Origin of the sequence: Bradyrhizobium sp. SZCCHNRI2009 (assembly GCF_032485115.1) — a bacterium.
In the GTDB taxonomy this organism is placed as follows: domain Bacteria; phylum Pseudomonadota; class Alphaproteobacteria; order Rhizobiales; family Xanthobacteraceae; genus Bradyrhizobium.
The window spans coordinates 1-25,960 of the sequence record NZ_JAUEUH010000016.1; the positions used below are offsets into that span (position 1 = coordinate 1).

At 59.7% G+C, this 25,960-nt stretch carries 20 protein-coding genes and 1 pseudogene; 11 read left to right on the plus strand and 10 right to left on the minus strand.

Going from position 1 to position 25,960, the window contains the following annotated elements; translation table 11 throughout:
- Positions 1–461 precede the first annotated feature (461 nt).
- From QX041_RS33700 to QX041_RS33720, 5 genes are all read right to left on the minus strand, one after another.
- The gene (locus QX041_RS33700) at positions 462–1,604 is read right to left on the minus strand and encodes a hypothetical protein (protein ID WP_316168079.1); all 1,143 of its coding nucleotides are present in this window, start codon (positions 1,602–1,604) and stop codon (positions 462–464) included.
- Entirely contained in the window at positions 1,601–2,557 is a 957-nt protein-coding gene (locus tag QX041_RS33705) for a DUF4238 domain-containing protein (RefSeq protein WP_316168080.1), read from the minus strand. Before QX041_RS33705 ends, QX041_RS33700 begins: the two co-directional genes overlap by 4 nt.
- 59 nt (positions 2,558–2,616) lie before the next feature.
- On the minus strand, positions 2,617–3,558 hold the full coding sequence (locus tag QX041_RS33710) for a hypothetical protein (RefSeq protein WP_316168081.1): 942 nt from the start codon (positions 3,556–3,558) through the stop codon (positions 2,617–2,619).
- 48 nt (positions 3,559–3,606) lie between these two features.
- Positions 3,607–4,074 (minus strand): hypothetical protein, encoded by a 468-nt coding sequence (locus QX041_RS33715; protein ID WP_316168082.1) that lies wholly within the window; start codon positions 4,072–4,074, stop codon positions 3,607–3,609.
- Positions 4,075–4,201: 127 nt separating this feature from the next.
- The gene (locus tag QX041_RS33720) at positions 4,202–4,774 is read right to left on the minus strand and encodes a hypothetical protein (RefSeq protein ID WP_316168083.1); all 573 of its coding nucleotides are present in this window, start codon (positions 4,772–4,774) and stop codon (positions 4,202–4,204) included.
- Between the two features lie 762 nt (positions 4,775–5,536).
- On the opposite strand from QX041_RS33720, the gene QX041_RS33725 reads away from it, so the two are divergent.
- The 5 genes and pseudogenes from QX041_RS33725 to QX041_RS33745 all read left to right on the plus strand — a co-directional run bounded on the left by QX041_RS33725 (position 5,537) and on the right by QX041_RS33745 (position 11,548).
- A complete protein-coding gene (locus tag QX041_RS33725) occupies positions 5,537–5,737 on the plus strand; it encodes a hypothetical protein (protein ID WP_316168085.1) in 201 nt (66 codons plus the stop codon).
- Between the two features lie 807 nt (positions 5,738–6,544).
- Positions 6,545–7,178, plus strand: a pseudogene (locus QX041_RS33730) (tyrosine-type recombinase/integrase).
- 960 nt (positions 7,179–8,138) lie between these two features.
- Entirely contained in the window at positions 8,139–9,377 is a 1,239-nt protein-coding gene (locus tag QX041_RS33735) for a tetratricopeptide repeat protein (protein ID WP_316168086.1), read from the plus strand.
- Positions 9,374–10,537, plus strand: a complete 1,164-nt coding sequence (locus tag QX041_RS33740; protein WP_316168088.1) for a hypothetical protein — start codon at positions 9,374–9,376, stop codon at positions 10,535–10,537. The genes QX041_RS33735 and QX041_RS33740 overlap by 4 nt, the downstream gene beginning before the upstream one ends.
- A 69-nt stretch (positions 10,538–10,606) precedes the next feature.
- Entirely contained in the window at positions 10,607–11,548 is a 942-nt protein-coding gene (locus QX041_RS33745) for a tetratricopeptide repeat protein (protein WP_316168089.1), read from the plus strand.
- A 276-nt stretch (positions 11,549–11,824) separates the two neighbouring features.
- On the opposite strand, the gene QX041_RS33750 is transcribed toward QX041_RS33745, so the two are convergent.
- The 4 genes from QX041_RS33750 to QX041_RS33760 form a co-directional block, all read right to left on the minus strand.
- Entirely contained in the window at positions 11,825–12,007 is a 183-nt protein-coding gene (locus tag QX041_RS33750; RefSeq protein ID WP_316168090.1) for a hypothetical protein, read from the minus strand.
- Between the two features lie 400 nt (positions 12,008–12,407).
- Positions 12,408–12,698 carry a helix-turn-helix domain-containing protein gene (locus tag QX041_RS34450; protein ID WP_410051908.1) on the minus strand — a complete coding sequence of 97 codons (291 nt, stop codon included), beginning with the start codon at positions 12,696–12,698 and terminating at the stop codon, positions 12,408–12,410.
- A gap of 292 nt (positions 12,699–12,990) precedes the next feature.
- Positions 12,991–14,214, minus strand: a complete 1,224-nt coding sequence (locus QX041_RS33755) for a tyrosine-type recombinase/integrase (RefSeq protein WP_316168092.1) — start codon at positions 14,212–14,214, stop codon at positions 12,991–12,993.
- A gap of 732 nt (positions 14,215–14,946) precedes the next feature.
- Positions 14,947–15,882, minus strand: a complete 936-nt coding sequence (locus tag QX041_RS33760) for a LysR family transcriptional regulator (RefSeq protein ID WP_315754070.1) — start codon at positions 15,880–15,882, stop codon at positions 14,947–14,949.
- A 182-nt stretch (positions 15,883–16,064) separates the two neighbouring features.
- On the opposite strand from QX041_RS33760, the gene QX041_RS33765 reads away from it, so the two are divergent.
- The 6 genes from QX041_RS33765 to QX041_RS33790 are packed head-to-tail and all read left to right on the plus strand — an operon-like array spanning position 16,065 to position 22,131.
- Positions 16,065–17,831 carry a CocE/NonD family hydrolase gene (locus tag QX041_RS33765; protein WP_315754072.1) on the plus strand — a complete coding sequence of 589 codons (1,767 nt, stop codon included), beginning with the start codon at positions 16,065–16,067 and terminating at the stop codon, positions 17,829–17,831.
- Positions 17,828–18,361, plus strand: a complete 534-nt coding sequence (locus QX041_RS33770) for a GAF domain-containing protein (protein WP_315754074.1) — start codon at positions 17,828–17,830, stop codon at positions 18,359–18,361. Before QX041_RS33765 ends, QX041_RS33770 begins: the two co-directional genes overlap by 4 nt.
- Positions 18,358–19,158: an ABC transporter permease gene (locus tag QX041_RS33775; RefSeq protein WP_315754076.1), complete on the plus strand. Its 801-nt coding sequence runs from the start codon at positions 18,358–18,360 to the stop codon at positions 19,156–19,158. Before QX041_RS33770 ends, QX041_RS33775 begins: the two co-directional genes overlap by 4 nt.
- Before the next feature lie 20 nt (positions 19,159–19,178).
- On the plus strand, positions 19,179–20,231 hold the full coding sequence (locus QX041_RS33780) for an ABC transporter ATP-binding protein (RefSeq protein ID WP_315754078.1): 1,053 nt from the start codon (positions 19,179–19,181) through the stop codon (positions 20,229–20,231).
- Positions 20,232–20,263: 32 nt separating this feature from the next.
- Positions 20,264–21,292 (plus strand): extracellular solute-binding protein, encoded by a 1,029-nt coding sequence (locus tag QX041_RS33785; RefSeq protein WP_315828349.1) that lies wholly within the window; start codon positions 20,264–20,266, stop codon positions 21,290–21,292.
- An 8-nt stretch (positions 21,293–21,300) separates the two neighbouring features.
- Complete coding sequence (locus QX041_RS33790) at positions 21,301–22,131, plus strand: ABC transporter permease (protein ID WP_316168094.1); 831 nt, start codon at positions 21,301–21,303, stop codon at positions 22,129–22,131.
- 92 nt (positions 22,132–22,223) lie between these two features.
- On the opposite strand, the gene putA is transcribed toward QX041_RS33790, so the two are convergent.
- Positions 22,224–25,922, minus strand: a complete 3,699-nt coding sequence (gene putA, locus QX041_RS33795) for a trifunctional transcriptional regulator/proline dehydrogenase/L-glutamate gamma-semialdehyde dehydrogenase (RefSeq protein ID WP_316168100.1) — start codon at positions 25,920–25,922, stop codon at positions 22,224–22,226.
- Positions 25,923–25,960 lie beyond the last annotated feature (38 nt).

A 25,960-nucleotide genomic window follows, 5' to 3' on the forward strand; every position in this document is an offset into this window, starting at 1 on the left:
CCGCTCCTCCCAGCCGAGGGGATTCGGCAAGCGCAAGACTCTAGCCAAAAATGGTCCAGTTTTCCGGCCTCAGATCACGCGTTTGGAAATAGAGATTCTAAGGCTCAGTTGAGAATCGAGCTAAAACGGTTTCGTGCACATTGGCCATATTGGCTTGTCTCCATAGGCCTCACCACCAAAATACATGGCAGAGACTACTTGGATAGGCCGGCTATGCCCTCATCGTAGAATAGAGGGTTACAGCGAACAAATCGGACAACCGCGGTAAGTTATGCTCCAGAACACTATTTTCAAACACATGGCGATGAGGAGAAGCTGAAGTTTCTCGCGATGGATGCCGCGTCGGGCTGAATAATCCAGGTTCCCTTTGCCGAGGAAGCGGCATCGGCTGGCCCAGATGTTGACCGCGGCGCACTGCACGCCGCCTTTCGCCGATCCGCTTTCAATCACCTGATCGCGCGTTATCGTTTACCAAGCTGTTCTACGACGACCCGCGTATTCTTCGCTTTCTCGGCGCGGCGCAGAACGGCACCCAGATCTGTCAGTTTCTTTCGTGCGACCTGCAGCCCGTCATGCGTGCGCTTGTCCACGAAGGTGATGTCGCAATAGGGCGTAAGGCAGGCCAGGTGCGTATCAATCAGATCGCTTCCCTTCCATTCGGCTGAACGAGGCCGGAATTGTCTCAGTGCCCGATCGATGATGCCCGATGGAATCCGACGCTCGCTGACGCCCCGCTTGAGTTCCTGCCAGGGGAGATCCAGCGCGCGGTTTATTTGTTTGAGCTTGGTGCGGAACGCGGCCAAGTCGCTGACCTCGTCAATCGTGGTGTCCGGCGTAATCTCGTCAAGATCGACATCGCTCCAGGTCAGGATCTGTAGCCCGGGATTATCGCTGCCGGCCAAAGCGCGCCCGCGTTCCGCGATATCCGTCATGAAGGCCGCGGAGACGGCACCTCCATCGGGGATCTTCTTATCCCCGTGTCGGAGAATGTCTGCTTTCAGGGCATCGCCAAGCCGCGACAGATTGCGCTGGATATCGAGGGGCGCACGAAGTTTTCCGTTGAGAAATTCGCTTACCTTTCGATGTCCGACTCCGGTAAAGTCCGAGCGCGATATCGCGACGATTTCGCGGCTGCGCGCCGCCATACGGACAAACTCCGGCTGCAGAAGCGGTAGCTCCCGCTGAAACACCCGGACGGCTTCGGCGCCTGACGTCAGCCGGAATATCCCGCTCGCGACCGCATCGCGAACCACCCGCGGTGTTGCGTTTGGGCTACGAAACGCCGCAAGAACCTCTGCCACCTGGAGTTCGAAAATCGATCCGGCGACGCCGTCTCCGCGCTGGTTCGTCACGAGCGCAACGAGCGGCAGCGCTTCCAGAACGCGGATTTGCTCCGCCACCACGCGCGCATTGCCGTGGACTAAGAGCTCCTGAAAATGATGAAAACTGAGGACGAGGATATCGTTTCCCGTGGTGAGCATCTCCATGAGCGCGACGGCGGCGGTGCGCGTTGCAGCATCCGGTGCATAGAGCTCGCGCGCCAGATTGACCAGATGTGAGGAATCGAGCGCGACAAACCGCGTACGCTTCAAAGAACTGGTCATGCCGCCTGGCCTGTCGCGACCACGCGCTGCGTCGCAACATTCATGATCCCGGTGCCATACGGCACTCGGGTCGTGACGCACTCGATGCGGTAGCGCCGGTTTTTCGAGACGAAGCCTGGGATCCAGGCATGCGCGTCACGGTGAAAGACGATGTTCTCGGCGCATTGCACGATGAGGCGATTGAGCGCCGATACATCCGTTCGCGCAAGGCGCAGCCGCCGGTATCGAAAGCCGGAAAAGGTGAGGTCGGGTATGGCCCGCGCGCGGGTGACGTCGGGAAGAATGCGGATGGCAAAGTCCGGCGCGAGCGGCACGATGCGATTCACAATGCCGCCGTTGCCGTAGGCTTCGATCGCGACGGGAAAATCGCTCGTCAGGAAAGGATTGTCTCTGTCCTCGTTATAGAGGATCTCCCAAGCCGAATTGCCGAACACGGACAGTCGATAGAGGATGCCGCTAATCCCAAGCGCTTGCGGGTATTTCCCATCCACATCGAAATGAATGGTTCCGTCGTTCAACAGGTCGGTAATGGTCTTGTTGCCCAACGCCTCCGGTGCAGGGGGAATCAGTCCCTGCCGGTCGAGCATCTCGGCGGTCGCCTGCAATACCGGCTGAAGAGGCGCAGTGCCGATCCGTATGGCCGCGGGCGCGCAAGTGGATACGTAGGCGGCGAAGCCAGCCATGGTGTGAACGGCCGCCGCATCGGGTTCCCCATCCCGCAGCGTGTTAAGGGCGGCGTTGTATCGGGGTTCAACGGAAAGAAGGAAATCCTCGACCACGCGCTCAGGCTGAAGATACGCGTTGGTGCTGCCATCCGCAATCCGGCAAACATCTTCCGACCGCGGCGTGAACGCCTTGAGGTCTGATTTCCGAATGGCATGCATCCGGTTCTGAAGGACCGGCGAGTAGAAATTCCGGAGGTGGACTTGAGAAACGTAATGATCCAATGGCATAGGTGGCGCCGGCGCGAATCGATTCCCGCCATTCTAGCGCGAACGCTGGGCAAACCTTCTCAATCCGGAGCCAACCGCCGAATCTGCTCCAATCGTCTCTTCACGCCAACTCTTGCATCACGGGCGAGGGCGTCCTCATACGCGGCGGCCGCCTTAGGAAGGTCGCCCGCCACATCAAAGCATGTTCCGCGCAGCCGATAGGCTCGGGCCCGGCTCTTCGGATCCTTGTAGCGCTGCGAGCCGAGGGCGCGGTCGATGGCGGGCAGGAGCAAGCCGATGAGATCGCGGGATGGCTTGCCGTCTGCTTCTGACAGGATGCGCTCTATAATCATGAGATCGCCGTTTTGAAGTCCGCTGGCAAGCCACAGGCTGCGGTCAAGAAACGTCCCGTCGCTTCGGTAGGCAAAGCGTCCGCCATCGTGATAGCCGAGCGTGATGATCTGGCCGTCCGCTGAGAACGTGTAGTCCTTGGCCCAGCCGGACTCGGGCTGAAACGCGCCGATCTGGCGGCGCGCTTTGAGGTCGAAGATAAAGAGTCGCCCGCCATCTTCGTGCGGCGCGTTGGCGGTCTGGCATGCTGCCCAACGTCCGTCGTCCGAGAGGCCATTGTTGTAGAGATTGGCCTGAAAGCTGCGCTCGAAAATAACCGCCCCATCCGGCGCGAACGCTGACAGCCTTCCGCTCAGAGCCTCAACTGCTCCCCAGTCGTTCAGGATAAAGGTGCCAATATCCGCGACTTTGCCGTCATTTGGGCGTGGCATTCTTCCTTCAGCGACGATCTTCCCCTGATCGAGCAAGATCCATCCGCCACGCCGGGATTGATCCGGGCCGCCATCCGCCCAGACCAGGATGTAGCGCCCGCTAGGGGATTTGCAGGATGGACCAAAGAAATTTCTGGAGGGGATCCTGATGAACTGGGCACCGAAGCCGACGTCATCATCCGCGATGTCCGATGCTGAGGCGGCGTCCTCCCCCTTAAACAGCTTGCCGAACATTCCCATGCGGTCATCCAAGCGGCGGCGGCAACAATTTCATCAGGCGCGGTCGCGTCAGTCCCATACTGCCGGCGGCGCGCTGAACTTGCTGAATACGTTCGCGATCGTCGCAAAGAAGGCTTCGGTGGGGATCGGCAAAGCATTGCCACCCGCAGCCGCGACTGCAGTTCTGACCGCCTCCGGCGTCTCGGTCACGTATTGGATCTTGTCGGTGATGTAGAGCGCCGACTGCGCCTTGGGCGGATGGCCGCTGACAAGACGAACCGGTCCCCGCGAGACCGTGCCGTTGAACCACACGGGTTTGTCGTTTGGCAGGGTGAGCTGGCCGATATGGGTGTTTTCAGACTTCACGGCAGGAACGACGGCGATTGAATCTTCGGTGACGAACTTCACGTCGGGATGATCGATCCGGCACTTGGCATTGGATTCGGTGGATTCCTCTGGATAGGCATCGCGTATCCGCACAACGGTTGCTGCCGGAATACTGACCGGTGAGCCGTTGGGGGCCGTAAAACTCGGCATAGAGCGCTCCTTGAATGCTTTGCTAAGATAAAATCGAAGACAGAGACGTGCGAAAGGGGCAGTGCAACGCTGGGTAGCTTACAGAGGCACGCCAATTCTGCAACGGCTTGATCGGGCTCCGACCCCATCACAGAAGCTCGGGCAACCGATAAAGCAGGCGCCGCGCCGCCGGCCAGCCCGCGTCCACGAAGATGTCGAGACAGGCGATCAGCTTTTCGCGTCGCTCGGGGCTGGCAAAGATGCCGCGGTGGTCGGCCAGATAGAAACCCACAATCGTCACAAACCGGCTGATGGCGAGTGATTCAAACTGGTAGCCGTTCCGCGCGCCGCCCTTGAGGAGCGCATGCGCGATGAGGTCGAAAACGACTTCCGGATCGGCGGGGCGCAGGAAATTCAGCAAGTCGATAAGGTAGTAGATCGTATGCGGGATACCCACCTCGCCGAGGCGGTAGATGATCGGTGTCGCATCGCGCAAGAATGCCAGCTTGGATTCGATGGCGGCCAAAGGGATGTCCTCGCTGCCCTCCGCAGATGCGCCCGACGAGAAATAGAGCTGATCGCCAACCTTATCGACGAGGCGGGCGCATTCGCGGACGCGCTTGCGCTCCGTTTCACTGAGCTCGGCACCGCCTCTAGCATAAAAATCGTCTAGGCATGCTGCCGCACGTGCTACGACTTCACCGGCCAGCGCCTGGAGCATTTATCTTCCGCGCGCGGCAAAAGTTAACGAAGTTACCCGCAGGCAATAATGGGCAGACGCGATATGCCTCACGGTCAACGAGTGTATTGAGTATTGCTTGCGGCAAGGGCCACCTAGGCGTTCCAGTAACGGGGGCCGCGTTAAGTCTGCCGCACCACCACAGCGAATCCAGTCGAGCATTCCTATCGGGGTTTTAGTCTATCCCGCGCAGGACTGAGTCGCGCCCAGCTTCGCTGGCCGTGCGCCGGAATTGAGCCAGGCCTCATCGACGGGAACTGGGTAATTTCGCTACGAACGTAACCCGCCGGTACGACTTGGCGCCGACTACGCCGTCAATGTGCCCGCAAAGGGATCGACCGTGACCAAACGCTGCGTTGGCACGGCCATGGCGGTGAGCTTTTCATTTGGAAACGGCTGCCAAGCTATTGATATCATTAGAGGCCATTTTGGAGTAGCCCGGCAACGCCGTTGCGGCCAGTTCCGCGATGTTACTCCCAGTCACCGCGCAAACCGTAGCTTCTGACCGTGGGTTCGGAGGATGCATTTCGCGAGGAGAACACCTGGTCGGTAAGCTCAAGTCGCTCGACCTCGAACGCAAAGTCCGGCCAGGCAAATAACCTGATGCCGACGGCTCTACCACGGATTCGGACTTGAACTTCTGACGGCTGTCCGCCCCGATAACGCTGTTCAAAACATGCGCTCGCCAGAGATAGCCAGAGGTGCCGGTCTCCTTCGGCTTGTCGTTCGCTACGGAGCGAGCGGATGTTCATCTGGTTCCAAGGATTTCGTTCGAGAGAAATTATCAACCCGCGACCGCCGATCGCCGTTGCCCGCGATGTGCGCATGGCGAAAACAATTCTCTCGCGTGAAGGCGTTCTAACAGGCCGTCTGATCAACATTCCTCAATGCGACTGCGGCGCGCAGATTTGGCAGGATGGAGGGTCGCTCTCGGCGGCTTTGTAGCTGCCGGGCTTCACGTCGGCTCTTGCCGGCCTTCACGGCAGCATTGACCCTCCGTCGGATGATGGCTGGTTCGGCCCGCCGAGGCCTCAATCTCTTGCGCCGTGCAACCCCGACCAGCTCCGGCAATCGCCCGTTGCTCCACCTGCGCCAATCGGCCTACAAAACTCCGAGATTCTAACTGGCGGCTGGATGAAAATTCGGGGGCAGGTCAGAGAGGCTCAAAAAGCTGCGACGGCACGGGTGCTGGAACTGTCCAAAAATCGCGCAAAATCCAGCCCATGGTGAGCCGGTGAGGAACGGTCTGAGCACTGTCCCAGTTCGGACAAGCCGGAAAAGCTATTGCGGTTCAATTGCGCTTTCAGGTGCCTTTTGTCCGAATGCGCCTAGAACGTATTCAGTCGCCGAAACCCTTCCAAGCTGGCGCTCTCGCGCTGATTTCGTCAATCGGCGATATCACGATGGGCCACATATACGTAGCTATAGTCGCGCGGCTCGAGGATGCTGGAGCAGGTGAGTCAGACCATCGATGGCTCACCGATGTAGGAGCGTCTCGGTCGGCTTTCGAAATGGCGCGCCCGCGCTCGGCTCGCTTTCAACCTGGACAGTATCGGAATATGTCCGTTGATCGGGGCAGACCAGAAGTGGCGGGCCGGCGATCGGCACGACACGAACAGCCCAGAACGGACGTGGGCTACTAGCATCTTGTGCAGCGCGGGGCCAGTTTCGCCGTGATCTGAGAGTCTTCCCAGTTCCAACGCCTTGGCCAACGGCCCATGCTCTTCGGTCCCTCTAACCGCGGAGCGTGACATGCAAGATCAAGAGAACGCTATCCCAACGATCCGTAAGCAAACGCCTTGGAATAAGGGCAAGCTGACCGGGGCGAAGCCTCCACTGCGGCCCAAACATGTCTGGTCAATCCGGACGAAACTCCAAATTGATGGTCGCGCCCGAGACCTCGCGATGTTCAATCTAGCGATCGACAGCAAGCTTCGTGGCTGCGATGTCGTGGCGATCAAAGTCGACGATGTGGCCGCGGGCGGATACACTGCGGATCGCGCAACCGTACGCCAGAAGAAGACCGGTCGACCGGTCCGATTTGAATTTGCCGAACAGACCCGCCAACCGGTCAGTGAATATCTGAAGGCCGGCAACAAGAAGCCCGGCGAGTTCTTTTTCCAAGGCCGTCGCGGTCCCAAAACCGGCATCACAGCCCGTCTATATGCACGCCTTGTATCGGATTGGATCGGCAGCGTCGGACTGGATCCGAGGCTATATGGAACGCATTAACTGCGACGCACCAAAGCGACCCTGATCTATCGGCACCGAAACTCTCAGGGTCGTCCAGGTTCTGCTCGGGAATACGAAGATCGAAAGCACCGTCAGATATCTGGGCATCGAAGTAGATGACGCCCTCGCAATTGCGGAACAAGTTGACGTCTGAATTGCCCGGGCGGAGCAGGCATGCTCCGCCCGACCTCCGACCACCGTTTCGTGCCCAGGAGCGGACATTTGCGAATTCGTATGTCGTCGGACTTCAGACAGTCGGGCCATTCGCAAATGTTGGCGCGCGGAACTCGCTACTTTTGTCAGGATGCGATCCGAAGCTCGGATTGTGATCCTCACGACTGTCTCCCTCCAATGCGGCGCTCCAGCAATACGCTGGGTTGCAGCAATTTGATTCACGCGAACGCCGCTTACGCCAGAAGTGTTTTCAGGGGCCGCGCCGCCAGTCGGCCGCGCCAACGATCCGGGACTGAGCGAACTTGCCTCGAAGCAAGAGTTTCCACATATGCCAATGCCAAAAATGGCTAAATCTACTTTGACGTGAATCAATCGCCATACACTCGCGTCATGCTAGGGGAAAGCACCTTCGATCAAGATGCGAAGGAGCCTACGCGTTCCGCGACGAGCAGCGGCTATGTCGCGAACCCGGCGCGGAGTGATGTGCTGGCGGGATCGTATAGTGGACTGAACAGTGGAGTCCCCGAATGTCCCGGGAAAGTTGCGGGACAAGCAATAGCCGAACGAGGGGGCGATCGCCCTTGAACCGCTTAGCGGGAAGGGACTCATGACCAGTCAAACAACTACCAGATTGCAGACCGACACGCTCTGGTTAGCTATTCGGCGCAGAATTTGGATTACGCATATTACTGATCGCCGCTTTTCGTCGGGTCTGAGGTCATGTCTTCTCGCCGCATTTGCGGTCGTAAGCATGATTATGTTGCCTCATCCTGGCGCCGCTGAATATAGGTTCAGCCGTGGCGGCGTCAGCGGCGTGTGTGAGCCTGCTCCAGGCATGCCGTGCCCCGACAGTCCTGGCCCTGGTCCTGGTCCTGGTCCTGGTCCTGGTCCTGGTCCTGGCCCTGCTCCCGATGGGGCGCCGACCGCCGGCACACTAAATATGCAGGGGCTTGTCTTATTCAAACGCGGCAACTATTCGGGCGCGGCAGCGCAGTTCAGGCTGGCACTGAACCGCTGCCCGTCTTGCAAAGTCATTCGCTCCAACCTGGCCCATGCAGAAGCACGCGCGTCATTCAAACGCGGCAACTATGCGGGCGCCGTAGCGAAGTTAAAGCAAGCAATTGCCGTCAATCCATCCGATAGAGGGCGCGCCAACGTAAGAGCCGAAGCATCCGTCGTATTAAATCTTGAAGGAGTCGCGCTATGGGATCGCGGTGACATAGCGGGCGCCATAGCGAAATTTAAGGAAGCGATTGCTTTCAATCCGTCTAATAACAAAGCTCGGGGGAATCTCGCCCACGCAGAAGGGTACATATTGTTCAAACGCGACGATTATGCGGGCGCCATAGCGAAATGGAAGCAAGCAATTGCTGTCAATCCATCCGATAAGGGTGCCCGGAGTTACTTGGCGACCGCGCAGGAGAACGTGAGAAAACAACGAGAGACGCAAAAACAAGACGAGGCCGATCAGCAAGCTAGAGCCCGTGCTGGCGCCACAGGCGGGACAGGAGGCACCCGATTTTTCGGCACGCAGCCAGCGCCTACGAACCCCGATTTATGGCCTTCTGGTCCGAATAGAACAACTCCAGTTTCTTCGGCGATCGAGCAACTGAGAAGCATGGTTGAGTCAGGGAAAAAGGCGACCGATTCTATGCGTGAGGCAGCAAGGGGTGGAGCCGAATGCGGATTTGGGACCAAACCGTGTGAGCCGCCCGGCCAGGTGCCCGACTTCGGCAGCCCCCAGCCATCACCCGCACTATCACCCGCGGCTAGTGCACTAATAGCTCGTCTTGCAAAGAATAAGCAGGTGATGGAGGATCCGAAAATTAGGACATATTTAAATTGGTACTTGTCGCTGGACCAACAAGGGAAAGATACGCAGGCTCGGCTAGCAGCGATCCAGAAGGAGATTGATAGTGGCAAAGGCGACCGCCCCCGCCAAATTCTGGATGCAATAAAGGGGACTCAGGAGAACAACCTCAAAGATATCGAAGCCAACAAAGCTAAAGCAGAAGCTTGGATGAAGGGCTACGTCCAAAAAGACCTTGGATTGACCTGGCCAGAGGAAGCCTCTCCACCCCCACCGCTGGGTGCAGCCACAAACTCAGATGCGACCGAAGGCTCGGGCGCGACCCGACCGTCCGTTGGGGCGCCGCCCGGACCTGGGGCACAGCAATGACCTTAAAGAAACCTTTGAGTGAGGTGGCGTTCCTCAACCCGCTCCGGTCTTTTCTCTTGGCCCTTGCAGTCACGAGTTTAGGTTCAGTGGTGTCAGCAAGGGCTCAACAAAAGATTCCAGCACTGCTAGAGGTTCCATCGGCCATCGCCACGACCGAACCATCTCTGGTAACGCAGCGTACGGCGTTGGTGCAGGAACGCAATGACCTGCGCGGAAAGTTTGCAAGTCAGAAAGCCCAGTGTTCCGCCGTCGATGAGCGTGACACCGCGAAAGTAGCGTCCTGCACCAAGACTGCACAAAATCTGTCAGATGCGCTGGAACGTCATATCAAAATCAGTGAAGCATTCAATCAAACAGTGTCAAACATCATTGCGCCGTGCAAAGCGCTGGCCGATCAGTTGGCTCTGGACACAATAGCATTTGAAAGACACAGCAAAAACATTGGCAGGGTTCTTCGAGAGCTAGACAAATGGACGGCGGACAATCAGGACGCACAGAAGGATGCCTTGAAGGTAGCAACATCGGCGCTTACTGGAGGTGTTGGAGAAAAATTGATTAGTAAGGCGAATTCGGCGCGCAGTTTCAAGGGCTGGCTTACGCGATACAGAAATCAGTTGGCAAAGAGCAATGTTGCCTTGGAAGCACTACAAGACAAGATCGAGCACTCCGCTCGCGGCTATGTTAACGCTTCTATCCTAGTTATAGGCGGCCAAGCGACCATGGCTGCAAAAACGTTAGAGGATGCTCGAAATCTAATCAAGATGGAGATCGAAGTGGTTGCGTCCGTGGAAGGAGAGTCGGACGCATCAATCCGCGAAATTTTAAATGACGAACGGATAATTTCCTTGCTGGAGTCTGACAATGCTTCCGTAGACTTTAGACTTATGCTGACTGCATCAGCATTCAGCTCCCGCGAAGTAGAAAAGTATATGGGAAAAATAGCAGGCCCCGTGGCCAACCTGGTCGAATTTTTAGCGGACTATGGTTACGACGCGTATAAGTGGAACGAAAGCAGGAAGCTAATTCTTCAACAAAATGAGATATTGGAAAAGGATCTTCAAATAGTCGATGTACTAAAAAAACAGCAAATGTGTACGGTTCAGAAGCTTAACGATTGCAAGGCTGGAAACATAATCCGGGCGTGCTCATCGAAAAATTAGAATCCAACAATTGCTCCGTCATTGATGGCCTGTTGGCGTACGACTTTGCGTGCGAGGAGATAGAAGCAAATGAGCTCCAGATTCTGGGATTTGTTTCACCCAATGCCCCAATGGGTTGCTGGAATTGCATTCGGTCTTGCCATCGTTTCGTATGCTGGGTACGCTTGGGCGCAGCTAGGCGACATGCAGCTAGGCGACATGAAGGTCGCTGCAAAGGAATCATTTGAGAAAGGTTTGTCAGCCGCGCAGCAGCAAGACGGATTGCCCGCCCCGCAACAAGACCGAAAACAGACGCTGATTTATTTTCTCGAGGCACTCAAAGCTGATCCCGACGCCCCGCTGATCTGGTACCAACTCGGCCTTACATTATCGAAGATGCCCGGCTATCAAGCTCCAGCGAGCGTATGGCTGGACGCCTATCTGCTTGCAGTACCGAATGCACCGAACGCCGCCGCAATTCACGAGAAAAGCCGGCAGCTCCGGGCAGCTTCCGAGCCACGGACGGAAGAAAAGCTCCTTGATCAGCTCGACGCGATAGCTCTCGACACTCGTGGGGCACTTCACGCTAAGCAAGGCCAGCGCGAACTGGCGATCGCTGATTTCACTCAGGTGATTAAACTCGATCCAACGCAGGATCGTGCCCGAGAGGCGCTGAAACGACTAAGTGTCGCTCCGAAGTCACCGGAAAAGCCAGGCGCGCCGGCTTCGACTGGCAATCCGAGGCAGAGCACATCTAGGCCTGGCCCAAAGGACACGGGCTGTATGAGAATCGTCGGCATATGGAATTGGGCTTTTGGAGCACGAGCAACTTTCAAGCGTGACGGGACCTTCAGAATGCAAGCGAGGACTGGCGAAAGCATAGGCAAATGGACCTGTAGCGATGGAAGGCGCTATGTATTGCGCCACAAGAATACAACCCGAATGACCATGGGCGAAGACGGGAATACAATGACAGGAGTGAGCAGCGCGACGGGATTTCTTGTACGTTTCACGGTGCATCGGAGAGGCTAATGGCTTTGTGCTAATGGTGGTCCGAATTTCTTGATTTTGCTGACGGAGCGCGGCATTAATGTGGTGCCTTAGCCGGACTCGAACTAGCACGATTTCGTCCATTCGAAACATGAGGCTAGTCTAGCGCGTCGACCACTTCCGTTCCGAGTCATTCACGACTTAAGCGATCTACCTCGTCATGTCCCGGTTTCGCCCTAGACGGACACGCAAGGGCAGTCTTGAGATTTCGGCTGTTGAAGCATCAACGGACGTAGCTGAGATGAAGGCCGGGAAACCTCAAGCCGCAGCACAATCTTCCTTGTCCGCGCCACGCTTCACAATTTTCAGCGTGCCGTCGAGCGTCGGCTGCTGCCGTGCCTTGGCCTCGTCCGGTGCGCGCATCAAAACGTCCCGCTCTTCCTTGGTGCTCAGGATCACCGGCATTGCCGTGAGCTGACTCCGCTCGATGTCACCCAGCATTCCGGGATGATGTCGCCCGAGGTGCCGGGATGCGAGAACTCGCGCGTCGAACGACAAAGCAGGGTCCCGTCAACAGCACGTCAACAGTAAATGGCCCGTTGTTCCAGTCTCGTTCATGCTCCGTTTTGCACTCTATCGGCCCTTTCGCTTTGATTTCACGCGAGAATTTGTGTCCCGGACTACCTTGACATGGTAGGGGCCGATGTTCGTCGCGCGCACCACGGGCCGTCAGGCTCTGGAACGTCTGCCCTCGATCGCCTGCCGAGGCTCGGTCGTCAACAGTGTGTGTTTCAGCTCCGAACATTGACCCCACAGGTGCGAGGTTTATCAAACAGTTTGGACGCCGATCGGCCCCCGGACCCCACGCCGATCTACACTAAATTCGGCAATCCTCGACCGACTACCATATCCTTTTCATTGCGCCGAGATCCGAAGAGTTGACATCGATCAGTGCCTGGAGCGAACGAATGATCACTAGCCGTCGACGCCCGACAGTGGTCGTAGCAAGCCGTCCAGCTCCTATCAATTCGTACAGCTTCGTGCGCCCCAATCCGGTCGCCTCGCATGCCTCGTCGATCGTGCAGGTGAGCCGCTGGGCGAACGGGATTGTTGTCGGCTCCCTGGCTTCCGGAATGGACGGGCCAAACTGTGACTGATCTCTCCCGTTGCTGCCATAGCGGTTGCACCTCATGGGTCTCTCCGGCTCGCGCGAAACTCGATGGGGAGAGACTCGCCGATCGGACAATCAGCGTCAATGCGAGCACCTGAGTGTCGCCGCATAAAGCAGCGCGCGGCAGCGATCGTTCGAGTGTGGCCGGATATAGACGGCGGCAAGAGAATTTTTCTTGGGATGTTCCTAGGCGCCCAATAAGCATAATAAGGGAGCCCGCCTAGATTCCAACCAGGCTCGGAGCGTGACGCGACCTCGCCTGAGCCGCAGTTATCGCTTTCGAGTCCGCCACTCTCGATTGCGTTCGCACTATTTAGCTCACTCGCAATAGCGGAACAATCCTTTCTCCTTCCAAGGTCATCGCTGTGATGCGATCTGCCCACCACTGCATCATTCGTCGACGATCAGGCATCCACTCTGCAGCGTTATAGGCCCGTCGAACCTCGTTCCTCTCGACGTGTGCGAGCTGGCGTTCAATCCAGTCGCGGTTGAAAAGATTACTCTCATTGAGAATGGTAGAGGCCACGGCGCGAAAACCATGTGTCGTGGCGCGGCCGTGATATCCCATCCGGTAAATGGCATAGAGCATGGTGTTGTTGGACATATAGCCGCCCTTGCTCGGCGAAGGAAACATATTGGGGCTATTGCCGGACAGGGTGCGCAATTCGCGCAACACTGCCACAGCTTGCCTCGATAAGGGCACCAGGTGCTCAAGTCGCATTTTCATCCGCTCAGCTGGAATGCGCCAAAGAGCGGAGTTCTCATCAATGTTCTCCAATTCACTCCACTTCCCCGCACGCAGTTCGGTGGTGCGAAGAAATGTTAGCGTGACGAGTTTCAATGCAAGTTTGGTGTGCTGCTCGCCGCTGTAGTCCTCCAACTTCCGCAAGAAGGTTGGTAGCTCTAAGAGCGGCATCGCCCTATGATGCCGCGGTTCACCTGTAGATCGCAAAGCGTCCTTGAGATCAACTGAAGGATCCCGCTTCGCTCGTCCCGTGGCGATGGCGAAGCGGAATATCTGTCCAACAAGTTGCTTTAGCCGCCGGGCAGTTTCGTTCACTCCGCGTTTCTCGACCTTACGTAACATGTCTAGCAACTCAGGCGCTTCGAGCTCAGCAATCGGACGTCGTCCGATTGCTGGGAAGACGTCCGCTTCCAACCGTCGGAGAATCTGCGCAGCATAGTAGGAGCTACGAGCGTCCTTCCAATTCTCGTGCCATTCGCGCGCCAGCGCTTCGAATGTATTGCCCGTTGCAATCTTTGCGGCCCGTTTGCGCTCACGCTTCACAACTGAGGGATCGATGTTGGCAGCTAGGTCGCGCTTGGCATCGTCGCGCGCTGCGCGCGCCTCCATAAGTCCAACAGCTGGATAGACGCCAAGCGCAAGGGTACGTTGCTTTCCTTGCCATCGATAGGCTAGGCGCCAGTATTTCGCTCCGTCGGGATTGACCAGCAGATGCAATCCGCCGCCATCGGAGAGCTTGCGCGGGGTAATTTGCCCCTTTGTATTCCGGCATTTTGTGTCCGTGAGCGGCATGTTGGTATTTCGCGTTTGGCTTGGAAAACATACCAACAAACATACCAACAAAAAGCGCGGTTGTCACCCGCGTCACGCGAACACTGGTGAACTCGACCGTTGCGTGATGCTATTGGCAAACAAGCATTTTTAGCCGCATCGGCGAATGGTGGTGGATGCCTACGAACAACGGAGAAATCTCGATGTGGTGGGCCCGGCAGGACTCGAACCTGCAACCAGACCGTTATGAGCGGCAGGGTATTGATGAGGTTCGTTGGTTCCGCAGAAATTTCATTCGATTTCGAGGAGTTACGCTCTACTTCGTTCACCAGATCGAGCAAGCGAGCGCGGAAATCATCGTCAACAGCCGGGCAACGCACGTCTCGACTCGCTTAGCGAGTTTCAACCAGGGTTTGCGATGAAGTCTGAAGGATCAAATTGAAACTTCGTCAGATCCGCTTAGCGGACGCAAGAAGCCGATGACCAATCAACTACCATTTGAGCGGCAAGCTTCTCTATGCTGCGAGCCGGCGACCGAGCGATCAGCTTCCTTGCTCTTGCTAGCTTTCGTTCAGGTTGATCGTGCTTTTTGCGCCTGGTTCTGGTGCGAAACAGGTTCGCGGACCATGGCGTCTTTCTTAGATAGTTTCTCTCAGTGGAGCAGGCATTTCGCCGCTGGGGTCTCGAGAAAAGAAGCCAGAATACGGCCGGCACCTTACAAGCACCGGCGTCAGAACAGCCTGATTGGGCGGCTCAACGAGGGGCCTGGAGGAATGCTTCGGACTGAGACTTGGCGACCCCGCTGATTTCCGCAGCCAGCTCGACGACCATCGGCGAACGGGATTGCCAGATGGGATGCAGGAAGCCGTATTGGAGCGGAAAGGCCGGACGAAATGGCCTGAGAACCAGATCCGGCACACCGCTGGAGCGGGCGACGAAGGGGTCGGACAGGCAACATCCGAGTCCTCTCCCGGTGAGCTGACAGGCGATCACGCCATTGGTGGCTTCAAATCGCACCTTTAACGGCTTGCGGGCTTCACGGCTCAGGCGTTCGAGATGTTGTCGCAGGATCGAGCGCGGATGCGTGACGATGACGTCCTCGGCGGCGAACTGATCGAAGGTCACGATCTGCTGCGCCGCGAGCGGATGATCCGGGCGCATTGCGACCATGGCTTCGACGCGCAGGAACTCCTCGGTCCCGAAAGCCGCATGCGAGAGCGGCAGGATGGTGACCCCGAGATCGAAGGTTTCCTGGCCGACCCAGGTCTCGATATCCAGGCGCACCCGGGATTCGATCGAAGCCGTGAAGTTCGGAGAGCGCTTGGCCACGGTGGCTACGGCATCGGCAACCATGGCGTGAGCAATGAAGGGAGCAGTGAGGATTCGCAGATGATGGCGCGTTCCGCGGCTCATCTGCACCGCAAAACGTTGCAGTCCATCATGGCCAAGGAGAACGCGCTCCGCATGGGCGTAAAACTCCCGCCCCTCGCGCGTCAGCGTCAAAGGACGGCTGTCGCGTCCGAACAGAGGAAAGCCCACCTCCTTCTCCAGCGCGCTGAGCAGCCGCCCGACCTGGGGCTGCGTGCGCCCCAGCCGCTCGGCCGCCCGCGACACGGACCCTGTTTCCACAAACGCCCGGAGGGCTTCCAGACCACGGTGATTGGGCAAATCCAGCTCCTGAATGCGCATTCCGCATATAATACGACATATTACGCATTTGACGCATGAAATTTGCAATGTTTCTTTGCAGCTCAAGTGGAAGCCCAAATGATGGGCATGTGAGAGCCGCAATGACCGTGTGTGCCGAAACCGATCGCGCCTGGCAGATGGCCCCGGGCGACTATGTTGAGCGTCGACCAGTGACGTCCCGCTTGACGGAGCCTGTCTCGTGCTACGTCACGATGCGCGATGGTTGCCGCATTGCCGTGGACGTCTATTTGCCCGAAGCCATCGACGGCGCGGCACCCGACAAATCGTTCGCAACGATCGCTCTGTTCACCCCGTATTATCGCCGCTTCAAGCTGCGGCCGGGCGGGAGTGGCGAGGTCAATCCCAACACCGGTAAGTTCCGCGATTTCTTCGTGCCACGCGGGTATGCGGTGGTGGTGGTCGATGTCCGTGGCACGGGCGCCAGCTTCGGCACCCGCGACAGCTTCCGCTCCCCCAAGGAGCGCGAGGACAGCCGCGAGATTGCCGATTGGATCGTGGCCCAGCCCTGGTCCAACGGCAGCATCGGCGCCACCGGCGTGTCCTATCTCGGCGCGGCGTCGGACTTCCTGGCCAGCACGGGTCATCCGGCCGTCAAGGCCATCGCGCCGCTGTTTTCGGTGTGGGACACCTACACCGACAACTACTTCCCGGGCGGCCTTCAGGTCACGTCGCTGACGCAGATCTATGATGAGCTGCTCATCGGCCTGGATCATGATCGGCGCGACGTGCTCCAGAAGTTCTCCTACTACAGCAATCCGGATTTCGAAGGCCCGCAGCCGGTCGATGCGGATACCGACGGCGTTCTGGTGCGGGAAGCGGTCCGTGAGCATCTGGCGAACTTCCGCCAGACCGATTTCATGGCGGAGTTCAAATTCCGCGAAGAAGCGCTTGTCTACGATCCCGGCTTCAGCTCTGCCTCGTTCAGTCCCTATGCGTTGTCTGCGGGCGTGCGGCGCGACGTGGCGATCCTGTCGGTCTCCGGCTGGTGCGACGGGGCCGGCTACATGAATGGTGCGATCTCGCGCTTCCTGACCATGAAGGACAATCCGCGCCATCTCCTGCTCGGCCCCTGGGACCATGGCGCCCGGATCGACATCTCGCCCTGGCGGACCTCCGAGGTCGTGGATTTCCCGCTTCTCGGCGAAGTCTTGCGATTCTTCGATACCTATCTTCTCGGGTGGGACACAGGCCTTAAGAACGAGGCCCCGATCCACTATTTTTCCCTCCATGCGCAGGCATGGCGAGCGTCTCGCGCCTGGCCGCCGATTGAAGCGCAGCGGACACTGTTCCTCACGTCCGGCCACGGTCTCGGCGACACCGCCACCCATGGCGGCGCGGAGTCCTACAAGGTCGACTTCACCCTCGGCACGGGGCAGCAGACGCGCTTTGAGCGCATCGCGGGCGTCGATAGCCGGAGCTACTACACCGACTGGCAAGGACGCACCGATCGGATGCTGAGCTACACCTCGGCGCCCCTGGTCGAGGCCATGGAGCTCGCCGGTCATGGCGTTGCGGATATCTGGCTATCCTCCAGCGAGCCCGATGCGGCGCTGTTCGTCTATGTGAGCGAAATCGAAGCGGATGGCACCGAGCGCTACGTGACCGAGGGACTGCTGCGGGCTCTGCACCGCAAGGAAACCCCGGCGCCGGACAGCTATAGCACCACCTGGCCATTCCGGAGCTTCTCGCGGGCCGATGCGGCACCGCTGGTCCCCGGCGCCTGGGAGTGCATCCGCATTCCATTGCTGCCGACCGCCTGGCGTTTCGCAGCCGGCAGCCGCATCCGTCTGTCGATTGCCGGCGCTGACGCCGATCATTTCGCGCAGGTGCCGCACGGCAGGCCTCCGCTCCTCACGGTGGCGTTTGGCGGCGAGCGCCCATCGGCACTGCATCTTCCGCTTGTTGCAAGCCGGGGACCTGGCGCATGAGCACCCGCGACGCGCTTCAGTATAGTAGCTCCATGGCGCCGCTCGCGGCATTGGCGACTGCGCTGGCCGAGCGGGACCAGCCCGGCGCGAGCCTGCGCGTGCTGGACCGCCTGCTCGCCGCGGCCGTCGGCCACAAGCTGTTTACGGCTCTGCTCTACCGGCCGGCGGACGGTGTCGCCGATCGGCTCTATAGCAGCGCGCCGGATCGGTTTCCGGCCCAGGGTTCAAAGGCCTTGGAAGAAGCCCCCACCATGCGCCGCGTGCTCATGTCGGGCGTGCCCTATATTGGTCGAAACGCCAGCGACATTGCACGCGACTTTCCTGATCATGAGAAAATCCTCGCGCTCGGATGCGCAAGCATCCTGAACATGCCCGTGCGCTGGAACAGCGAAGTCATCGGCCAGATCAACCTGCTGCACGAGGCGGGGCATTTTCACGACGGGCATTTGCCCATCGTTGAAATGCTGGCGCAAATGGTCGTCCCGGCATTTCTCCTCGCAGCTCAGCAGGCACGGAGGGGCGGGCCATGACGTCGAGCCGTCTCGCTCATCGCACATTGGTGGCGATCGCCTATGTGCTGATGCTTGCGCCAGTGGTCATGGTGATCATGACCAGCTTCTTCCGCGACGAGATCGTGTCGTTTCCACCGAGCGGCCTGACCTTTCGCTGGTACTTCAATGCCTGGACCCGGCGCGAATTCGCCAATGGCTTTCTGCTCAGCCTGCAAGTGGCGCTGATCGCAACCGCAATTGGCGTCGCGTTCGGCACGGCAGCGGCGCTTGCGCTGTCGCGCAGCACCATCGCGGCGAAGTCGGCCATCAATACGCTTCTGCTCGGTCCGCTGGCGGTGCCCGGCATCGTCGCCGGAACGGCGTTGTATCTGTTCTATCTCAAGCTGGAGAACAGGCTCGACCTCGACATCGTCGGCACCCTGCCGGGCCTGATCGCGGCCCACGTCCTGCTCACCATCCCCTGGACGGTGCGGGTGGTGACCGCCAGCCTGCAGGGCTTGGACACCATCGCCGAAGAAGCGGCCGCCAATCTCGGCGCGCGCCCCTGGACCGTGTTTCGCCGCGTGACTTTGCCGATGCTGCGGCCGGGGATCGTTGCGGCGACCATGTTCTCCTTCATCCAGAGCTTCGAGAGCCTCGAGCTGACCCTGCTCCTGGTGGGCGCTGGCAAGACCACGCTGCCCGTCGCGATGCTCAACTATCTCGAATTCCGCATGGATCCGACCCTTGCCGCGGTCGCGACGGTGCAGATCCTGGTCGTCGCGGCGCTGATGCTCGTCACCGACCGTTTCGTGAAATTGTCCCGGGTCGTCTGACCCTTTGAGGAGGATACACCGTGGGCACGCTCCGTCTCGAGGGACTGCGCAAGGAATACGGACTATCCGTCGCCGTCGAGCGCGCGGACATCGCGATCGCCGAAGGTGAACTGGTTTCGCTGCTCGGCCCCTCCGGCTGCGGCAAGACCACTACGCTGCGGATGGTCGCCGGCTTCATCGAGCCGACCGCCGGCCGCGTCGTCATCGCGGGGCAGGACGTCACGCGCACCGCGCCCTACGCTCGCCAGACCGGCATGGTCTTCCAATCCTACGCGCTTTTTCCGCACATGAGCGTCGCCGACAACGTCGGGTTCGGCCTCGAAATGCGCAAGGTCAATCGCGCCGACCGCGATCGGCGCATCGCCGAGGCGCTGAAGCTGGTTCGGCTCGACCATCTGGCGGATCGCATGCCACGCCAATTGTCGGGCGGCCAGCAACAGCGCGTAGCGCTTGCGCGAGCGCTGGTCATCAATCCCGCCGTCTTTCTACTGGACGAGCCCTTGTCCAATCTCGACGCCAAGCTGCGCGCCGATGTGCGTACTGAGATCCGCGCCCTGCAGCAGCGTCTCGGTCTCACTACCCTGATGGTGACGCACGATCAGGAGGAGGCGCTGACCATGTCCGACCGTCTGGTGGTGATGGAAAGCGGGCGCGTGCGGCAGATCGGGACCGCTGAAGAGCTCTACGAGCAGCCCGCGGATGCCTTCGTCGCGGATTTCGTCGGACGCTGCAACATCATCACCGGCACCATCGAGGGCCAGGCGCTGCGAAGCGCAGGCGGCAGCCTGCTGCCCTGCGATGTCGCGGCGGCTCCCAGCAATGCCAGTGTGCTGGCTCTGCGGCCGGAGCGCGTCGCGGTCCACGCCGCTCCCGACGCTGTCGGACTTCCCGCGCGGATCTCCGGCATCTTCTATCTCGGTGCTCAAACCGAGTACCGGCTCGAACTCGACGGCGTAGCGCTCACCGCCATTCGAGCGACGCCGGCCGCCGGCGATGCCATGCGTCAGCTCAAGACCGGAGACGTGGTTCGCGTGAACTGGGAGCCGGCTGCTGCACGGCTGATCCTCGCCTGAAAATAGAAAATCCAATCCAGAAGGTTACGACAATGACCGCACTCACCCGTCGTGGATTTCTCGGCGCTGCCTCAGCCGCCGCTCTGCTGCCAGGCATGGCATCGGCCCAAAGCCGCCAGGTCACCGTTGGGACCTGGGGCGGAGACTTCGGCGATCTGCTGCGCGAAAGCGTTGACATCGCCATCATGAAGCCGACGGGTATCGACGTTCTTCAGGACGTATCCAGCCCTGTTCCGCGCCGGACCAAGCTGCTCGCCGAGCGTCAGAGCCGGCGCGGGAGCATGGATGTCGCCTGTCTCGCAGATTTCGACATGTTCGCCGCCGCTCAGCGCGACGTGCTCGAAGGCGTCTCGGAGCAGGTCGTGCCGCGGACCGCCAAAGTGCTGCCGTTCCTGCGCAAGCCGAACTCCATTCCTCATATCTATTCGGCCCATACCATCGTCTACAACACGAACCGCGTGCCCACGCCGCCCAGGTCGATCAACGATCTCTGGGATCCGAAATATCGGGGCAGGGTCGGCCTCTCCGATTTCCTCTTCACCACCAATATGGCGTTTGCCGCGATCGCCGGCGGCGGCTCAATGAACGACTTCGAGCCCGCCAAGAAGAAATTGATGGAATGGCGGTCCCTGGATGTGAAGGTATTGGCCTCCACGGAAGCCGTCGCCGCGGCCCTGAAATCCGAGGACATCTGGTTCACCATCATCGCGGCCGCGCGGGGCTTCATGTGGAAACAGGCCGGGATCCCGCTGGGCCATGTGATCGCCGAAGAGGGGGCTTTCCCGACGATCTATGAGGCTGCGGTTCCCAAGAACGCACGCAACAAGGAAGATGCTTTCAAATATCTGAACTCCATGCTCGAGCCCTCGTCGCAAATCGCCTTTGCCACCAAGATGGGATACGTCCCGACCGTCACGGACGCACCGCTGCCGCCCGAGCTCGACAAGCAGATCAACTTCTCCGAGGCCGAGCGGGCGCGCCTCTGGACGCCGAACTTCACCTATCTCGTGGAGCAGCAGGCCGCCTTTCTCGATTTCTGGAACAAAGATTTCAAGGGCTGAGGCGCGATATGGCGATCTTCATCCTGCCTGCCGGTCTTCTCGTCTGTGTGCTCCTTGTCGCGCCGATGGTCATGATGGCCCGCATCTCTCTGAACCATTTTGACGCGGCCTCGCTGATGATCGAGGCCCTGACCGGTGAGAACTATCTGCGCGCGGTGGCCGACCCCTACTATCAGCGCGTCCTGCTGATGACGTTGGGCGTCGCCGTCCTCTGCACCCTGGTCACGGTGATCCTCGCGTTTCCTGCGGCCTACTGGCTGTCGCGGATGGATAGCAAGCTCATGAGCCTCGTGACCATCCTCACGATGTTCCCGCTGCTGGTCGGCAACGTGGTTCGTTCGGCAGGCTGGATTGCCCTGCTGGGAAATGACGGGTTGATCAATGCCACGCTGCAGGGCGCAGGCCTCGGCACGGCTCCCCTGAAACTGCTCTATACCCCCGGTGCCGTGGTCATCGGCATCATCGGCATCGTCCTGCCCTACATGGTTCTGACCCTCTCCGCGGTGATCGAGGGCATTCCGCGCCAGACAGAGGAGGTCGCAGCCAATCTCGGGGCGCGGCCGTTCACCGTGTTTCGGCGCGTGGTCCTGCCGCTGGCGATGCCCGGCGTCATTGCAGGTGGGGTCATGGTGTTCATCCTGAGCATGAACGCCTATGCCACCCCCGTCCTGCTGGGAGGGCCACAGTTCCAGATGATGGCCCCGGCGGTCTACGATCAGTTCAACCGTGTCAGCAACTGGCCTTTCGGCGCCGCTCTCGCCTTCATCCTGCTCGCCGTCACGCTGATGATGACCATCGTCGGAAGCGCTGCGCTCGCCCGCAAGTACAAGGCTGTGTAGCGGCGTCGATCTTCAGGCTGCTTGGCCAGGACGTACGTCTGCTGCGATCGCATCTCGAAGTGCACGCGCGGGAAGCGCGTGCGCTCGACGTCCTATCCGATCGTCATCAGGCTCGCATTGCCGCCGGCCGCGGCCATGTTGATCGACGTCGACACCTCCTCCAGCAGCCATTGGATATTGTAAGCATTCTGATTTCGGGCAATTTCGTTTGCTGAAGCTGCCTGAACCGGCACGAGTGGTCCCGGGATGGCGGCGATCCGCTTGCAGACGGACTGGACGCGCTCGACCCCGCCCTCGACCAGGGCGCCCCCGAAGAGACCGTGAGCGTCCCAGTCGGTCGACCAGGACACGCGGCCGGCCAAGTGTGGCGGTAGCCCCGCCAGCGAGCTCTGCAATCCCGATGCAGCGTCGATTATCGCGTGATTGCCGGTGGCGATGACTGCGCCAAGCTGATGATAGAGGCCGGTCACCGTTTCGGGTGCCAAAAGGATGAGGCCTCTCGGATGCAACGCGTAGACGTTGCGTTCACCGACGGGCCCGGGGAGCTCGACCTCATGCCAGAGCGCGGAGACTTGACCGAAATAACGAGCCGCGTCGGCGGCCGCGTTCGCCCCCTTGTCCTCAAGCCACTTCGCCCAATCGAGAAGCGCCGTGTTGGTGTTGTTGGAGCTGGGCTGCAGCGCGATCGGGGAGGGCGTGACAAGTCGCCCCAGATATTGCGGGCCGCCGGCCTTGGGGCCCGTACCGGACAGTCCGCGGCCGCCAAATGGCTGGACACCGACGACAGCGCCAATCACATTGCGGTTCACGTAGATGTTTCCTGCTTTGACGCGATGTGTGACGTGCGCGATCGTTGCGTCCAGACGTGTATGCAGGCCAAAGGTGAGGCCATAGCCCGTTGCATTGATGTCGTCGATCAGGGCATCGAGATCTTCACGGCGGTATCTCAGAACGTGAAGAACAGGTCCGAAGACTTCCCGTGTCAGATCAGAGAGCCTATCGAGTTCAATAATCGTTGGAGATACGAACGTGCCATTGGTGGTGTCCGCGCTCTGGCCGATCCGTTCGACCGCGCAACCCAAGCCGCGCATCGTCTCAATGTGCTCCTCGATCGTCTTCTTTGCTTCCGACGTGATGACCGGACCGACATCGACCGACAGGCGGTCTGTGCGCCCCATGGTCAGCTCACGCGTTGCGCCTTTCAGCATGTTCAGAATGCGATCCGCAACATCTTCCTGGAGACAAAGGACCCGAAGAGCCGAACAGCGTTGGCCAGCGCTATCGAAGGCCGATGCAATCACGTCACCGACGACCTGTTCTGCAAGCGCCGAAGAGTCGACAATCATCGCATTCTGCCCGCCGGTCTCTGCGATCAATGGGATCGGCCGACCTTCCATCGAAAGTCGGTTTGCAAGCTCCGACTGGATCAGACGCGCGACCTCGGTCGATCCAGTGAACATCACGGCCGAGATCGCCGGCGAGGCGACCAGAAGGGCGCCGACGCGGCCATCACCCGGCACCAGTTGCAGGACGTCGGCCGGAATACCCGCTTCATGCAGGATGCGAACGCCTTGGGCCGCGATCAGCGGGGTTTCTTCGGCAGGTTTTGCCAACACCGGATTGCCGGCGACCAGTGCGGCTGAGATCTGTCCGATGAAAATCGCCAGCGGGAAATTCCACGGGCTGATGCAAACGACCGGACCAAGCGGCTTTTGAGCCGGGCCGAGGGTGCGGCGTGCTTCCGCTGCATAATAGCGCAGGAAATCGATCGCCTCGCGCACCTCGGAGATCGCATTCGGCAACGACTTGCCGGCTTCACGCGAAATCAGGCCGAGAAGGGTGGGCATCCGATCTTGCATGAAATCGGCAGCCCGGGTGAGGCATTCGGCGCGCTCCGGCGGTGGTACGGACGCCCAACTCGCGGCTGCAGCGGAAGCCTGCTCAGTCGCCCGCAGCATATCGTCGTCCGATGCGTCAGTCACCCAGCCGACGATGTCGCGGCGATCTCCGGGATTGCAGATCGGACGTGCTGGAGCGCTCGCCTCGTTGGTCGTGAGTCGAGGTGTCGCCTTCCATTCGATGCCGGTGCTCGCCTTCAACGCGCGTGTGAGCGACGCGAGGATGGCTTCATCGGTCAGATCAAGGGCTGCCGAATTCGTTCGACTGCTTCCAAACAGCTCGGCCGGCAGTTTGATCTTGCTGTGCTGTGCGCCCATCGTCGCCATCGCCTTGACGGCTTCCACGGGATCGCTCACGAGGTCGTCGACCGATATGTTCGGGTCTACGATGCGGTTGACGAAGGAGGAGTTCGCCCCGTTTTCGAGCAGGCGCCGAACGAGGTATGCGAGAAGGGTCTCATGCGTGCCAACCGGTGCGTAGATCCGCACAGGGCGGTTGAGCTTGGCGTCACCGACGACCTCTTCATAGAGCGGTTCGCCCATGCCGTGCAGACACTGGAACTCGTATTGCCGGGGCTGAAAATTCTGACCGGCCATATAGTAGATCGTGGCGAGGGTCTGGGCATTGTGGGTCGCAAACTGGGGGAAGATCGCGTCGGGTGCTGCGAGCAATTTTCTGGCGCAAGCAATGTAGGAGACGTCCGTGTAGACCTTGCGCGTGTAGACGGGAAACCCGTTCAGCCCATCAACCTGGGCGCGCTTGATCTCAGCGTCCCAATAGGCGCCCTTGACGAGGCGGACCATGATGCGGCGGCCGGCGCGGCGCGCAAGATCGACGATGTAGTCGAGTACGAATGGGCAGCGCTTGCCGTAGGCTTGTACGACAAACCCCATTCCATGCCAGCCTGAGAGGTCCGTATCCAGGCAGAGCTGTTCGAGAAGATCGAGCGACAATTCGAGCCGTTCTGCCTCCTCGGCGTCGATATTGAGGCCGATGTCGAATCGCTTGGCCAGGAGTGCCAGCGCCTTCACCCTGGGTAGGAGTTCATCCATGACGCGCGTGGACTGCGCCCGGGAGTAGCGTGGATGCAGTGCGGACAGCTTGATCGAGATGCCCGGGCCCTGATAGACGCCGCGTCCTGCGGACGCTTGTCCGATCGCGAAAATCGCGTGTTCGTAGTCCTTGTAGTAGCGTTCGGCGTCGGCGGCGGTCATTGCCGCTTCGCCGAGCATGTCATACGAGTAGCGAAAGCCTTGTTGCTCTAGAGAGCTCGAATGGCGGAGCGCCTCCTCGATCGTCTGGCCTCGGACGAATTGTTCTCCCATCATGCGCATCGCCATGTCGAGGCCGCGACGTATGACCGGCTCGCCGCAGCGCGCGATCAGGCGAGCCAGTGCGGAAGCCAGACTGCCGTCGCTGACGGTCGAACTCAATTTGCCGGTGACGACGAGTCCCCATGTCGCGGCATTGATGAACAGCGACCGTCCGCCGCCAAGGTGCGACGTCCAGTCACCGGTGGCGATCTTGTCGCGGATCAGTGCATCGCGCGTCGGCGTATCGGGGATGCGAAGCAGCGCCTCGGCAAGGCACATCAGAGCCACACCTTCCTGGCTCGACAACGCGTACTCCTGAACGAGCGCCTCGACTCCGGAACGTGTTTGCTTGGCGCGCAGCTTTTCAATGAGACGTCGTGCGGTCTCCGTCGCCGCCGACTGGAGTCTCGCCGGGAGTGTTGCGGCCGCCACGAGTGGGGGCAGGCACTCCGTTTCCGGACGCCGGTAGGCCGCCGTGATCGCTTGACGCAATGCGCGCTGCGGATGGATCGGCGGAGCGAAGTTGGAGAAGACTGCATGCCGGTCCGCCTCGGAGTCGCTTTGCGGAAGAACAGTCATGGTGGAGTTGGACATCACCTCAGCCTTCATCTGACGCT